The organism is Microbacterium sp. Leaf351 (assembly GCF_001423825.1).
Classification (GTDB): domain Bacteria; phylum Actinomycetota; class Actinomycetes; order Actinomycetales; family Microbacteriaceae; genus Microbacterium; species Microbacterium ginsengisoli.
This window is the reverse complement of record NZ_LMPK01000015.1, coordinates 21,473-25,037: the sequence shown is the minus strand read 5'-3', so window position 1 is coordinate 25,037 and position 3,565 is coordinate 21,473. Positions and strand designations below refer to the sequence as shown.

Annotated in this window: 2 protein-coding genes and 2 pseudogenes; all 4 read left to right on the top strand. The window is 70.7% G+C overall.

Annotation, left to right across the window (positions count from 1 at the left end):
* Positions 1–134: 134 nt before the first annotated feature.
* Positions 135–602: pseudogene (locus tag ASG00_RS17250) on the top strand (MFS transporter); the annotation flags it as partial.
* A 4-nt stretch (positions 603–606) separates the two neighbouring features.
* Positions 607–1,457: pseudogene (locus ASG00_RS17245) on the top strand (MFS transporter); the annotation flags it as partial.
* 207 nt (positions 1,458–1,664) lie between these two features.
* Positions 1,665–3,008, top strand: coding sequence for a multidrug effflux MFS transporter (locus tag ASG00_RS05790; RefSeq protein ID WP_048809130.1), 1,344 nt, complete (start codon positions 1,665–1,667; stop codon positions 3,006–3,008).
* Positions 3,009–3,061: 53 nt separating this feature from the next.
* Positions 3,062–3,565: NAD(P)H-binding protein (locus ASG00_RS17240; RefSeq protein ID WP_235559227.1), on the top strand; the 504-nt coding region annotated here is incomplete at its 3' end.

Sequence of the window (3,565 nt, the reverse complement as noted above, 5' to 3'; positions counted from 1 at the left end):
CCTCGACCGTTCCCACGGCCGCCCGCACCGCCTCGCGCCTCGCGATCCCCTTCCTCGGCGTCCTCGCCGCCGTACAGGGATCCGCCCCGAACATCGCCAGCACCGCGCTCGTCGGAGCGAGCCGTGGGCTCGACATGGTCGGCGGCGATCAAGCCCTCGCCGCCTCTGTGCAGACCCTGGCGATCGCGGCATCCGTGATCACCACCGGACTGCTCGCCGACCGCATCGGCCGTCGCCGCATGCTCGTCATCGCGCTCGTGACCGGCATCATCGGCCAGCTCGTCGTCGCCGCGGCGCCGACGGCCCTCGTCTACATCCTCGGCCAGGCCATCACCGGCATCGGACTGGGCGCGGTCTATGCCGCCGCGTTCGCCTTCATCCAGGTGCTCGCCGCGCCCGGAAAACTTCCTGCCGCCGTCGCGACGTTCGCGGCGGTCTCGGGCGCCTCGGCCGTGCTGTTCACCTTCAGCGGCGGCATCCTCGCCGGCATCGACTGGCGCCTCGCGTTCGTGCTCGTGCCGGTGCTCTCGGCGCTGAGCATCATCGCCGCGTTCGCACTGCTGCCGAACACGCCCCCGTCGGTCACCGAGTCGCGCGACGTGNNNNCCTCGCTGACCAGTCCGCTCACCTGGGCGATCATGGCGCTCGGCGTGCTGCTGCTGCTGTCGTTCGTCTTCCAGCAGTCGCGGGTGCGCAACCCGTTCTTCCCGGTCTCGCTCTTCCGTCGCCCCCTGTTCCTCGCCGCCCTGTGCGCGGGCTTCATCTTCAACTTCGGCGTCGCCGCATCGTTCCTGCAGCTGACGAACTTCTGGCAGTACGTGCTCGGAATGGCCCCCAGCGAGGTGGCGATCTGGCAGCTGCCGATCACGCTCACCTCGATCGTGGGTGCGATCGTGCTGGGCCGCCTGATGACCCGTGGGATGAGCAGCCAGCTGTCGATCCTCCTCGGCGGCATCTTCGCGGCCGCCGGATTCATCGCCGCCGCGCTCGTGCGCGACGCGACGAGCCCGCTCGCCTTCGTGCCCGCCGGCATCCTCATCGCGCTGGGAGCCACCGCGGCGGCACTGCCTTACGGAACCCTGATCCTCGGCGAGGCGCCGGCGGAGTTCTACGGACCGGTCACGAGCTCGCGCACCGCCTTCGGGCAGCTGTTCTACTCGCTCGGCACGGCGATCTCGACTGTCGCCGTCACGCAGCTCACGATCGGCGGCATCGTCTCGCGTCTGGGGGCGAGCGGTCAGTCCAGCTCGCAGATCACCGACGCGCTGACGGCTGTCGGCACCTACGCCAAGGGTGGGGCGAAGCCGGATGCCGCGGTGTTCCAGGCCGCGGTGAGCGCCTATCAGGACGGCTTCGGCATCCTGATGCTCGGCATCGCCGTGCTGGCGCTGATCGTCGGCATCACAGGATACGCGCTCGTCGTGCGCGGACAGCGGGCGAAGGACCTCGCCGCCTGAGGCAGATACGCAGTGAACGGGGGCGATCCGAGCGGATCGCCCCCGTTCTGCCGTTGCGGGACGCGCGGGAGTTGCTATCCTTGAACTCTCAGCCGAATCGATTCGATCATGGTTTCCCCACCTGACGAACGCGACGCGTGACGTCCCGGCCGAGCAGGCCCTCGCCGTCGGCCCCGGCCTTCCGCCCGCGAACACGAAGATCCCCACGTGCTCAACACCGCCCCGAACCCCGTCGTCCCCACCACCGGGTCCACGCCCCGCGTACCCTCGTCCACCGGCGCCATCCGAACGCTCGGCGCCAACCCCGCGACCGCGCCGATCATGCTGCATCCCGGCGATGCCATCCCGGTGCGTCGACGCGCGCTCTACGTCATCATCCTCGGCGCTCTCACCGCGCTCGGCCCGTTCACGATCGACCTCTACCTGCCGGCGTTCCCGGTGCTCGAGGCCGACTTCCAGACGACGGCGGCAGCCATCCAGCTCACGCTCACCGGCACCATGCTGGGCTTCGGGCTGGGCCAGCTTCTGGTCGGCCCGCTGAGCGACAGGTTCGGCCGCCGCATCCCCCTGATCGTGGTGACGGCCCTGCACGTGCTCGCGAGCATCGCCGCGGCGATCGCCCCCGATCTGGTCCTGCTCGGCATCTCGCGGGTGTTCATGGGCATGGGCGCTGCCGCCGGTGGCGTCGTCGCGATGGCGGTCGTCCGCGACCTCTTCGGCGGCAAGCGGCTCGTCATGATGTTGAGCCGACTTGCGCTGGTGTCGGGCACCGCGCCCGTGCTCGCCCCGCTCGTGGGCTCGGCGCTGTTGACCGTGATGCCGTGGCGCGGCATCTTCGTCGTGCTGGCCGCCTACGGGCTCGTGATGCTCGTGTGCACGGTGCTGATCATCCCCGAGACGCTGCCGGCCGCGCGCCGCAACGTGCCCGGTGGGCGGGCTGTCATCGCCCGCTACCGTCGCGTGCTCGGAGACCGCGTCGTCATCGGTGTTCTCATCATCGGGGCGATGGCGTTCTCGGGTCTCTTCTCCTACCTGTCGTCGTCGCCGTTCCTGTTCCAGCAGGGGTTCGGTCTGAACGCCCAGGAGTACGGACTCGTCTTCGCGTCGAACTCGATCGGTGTGGTCGTCGGGGTGCAGGTGTCGTCGCGTCTGGCGGCTCGATTCGGTCCGCAGTGGGTGCTCGCGTTCTCCACCGCGGCTCTCGTGCTGTCGGGCATCGCGATCATCGTCGCCGACCAGCTGCAGCTGGGTCTGTGGGGAGTGCTGATCCCGCTGTTCTTCTTCATGACGTCTGCCGGATTCACCTTCCCGAGCACGCAGGTGCTCGCGCTCGATCGCCACGGTGCCGCCGCCGGCACGGCGGCATCGCTGTTGGGCGCCGCGAACTTCGGCGTCGCCGGTCTCATCTCGCCGCTCGCGGGACTCGTCGAGCATGGTGCGCCGATCACGGCGACGACGATGGCCGGCGTGATGGTCGTGTGCGGCGTCATCGGTGTGGCGGCGCTCTGGTTCGTCGTGCGCCCCCGTACGGTCGGTCAGCTCACGCCCTGACCGCGTCGCGCAAGCCCCCACCTCCGGTGGCACGGCCGGCGTAGCGTCGACGTATGACGACTTCCCGATCGTCCGCCGCCCCCGACGACGGTGCTCCTCGCGTGCCCGATCCCCGTGCAGTCCCGACCGGGCGTGAACCGCTGCTGCGGGCCGAGTCCCGTCCGGACGGCACGGCGCCGCGCGCGCTCGTGCTGGGGGCATCCGGGTACATCGGCGGACGCCTCGTGCCGCGGCTGCTCGCGGCCGGCTATCGGGTGCGGGTGCTCGCGCGCGACCCCGCTCGCATCGCGGCACTCCCGTGGGGAGGCCAGGTCGAGGTCGTTCCGGGCTCCGCCGAAGACGCGGATGCCGCGGCCGCCGCGACCGGCGATGTCGACGTGCTCTTCTACCTCATCCACTCCATGAGCGCCGGGACCCACTTCGAGGACCTCGACCGGCGGGCCGCCGCGACGATCGCCGCGGCGGGGGCGGCGGCATCCGTGGGTCGCATCGTCTATCTCGGGGGACTGCACCCCGACGGCCGGCTGTCGCGGCACCTGCGCTCACGCACCGAGGTC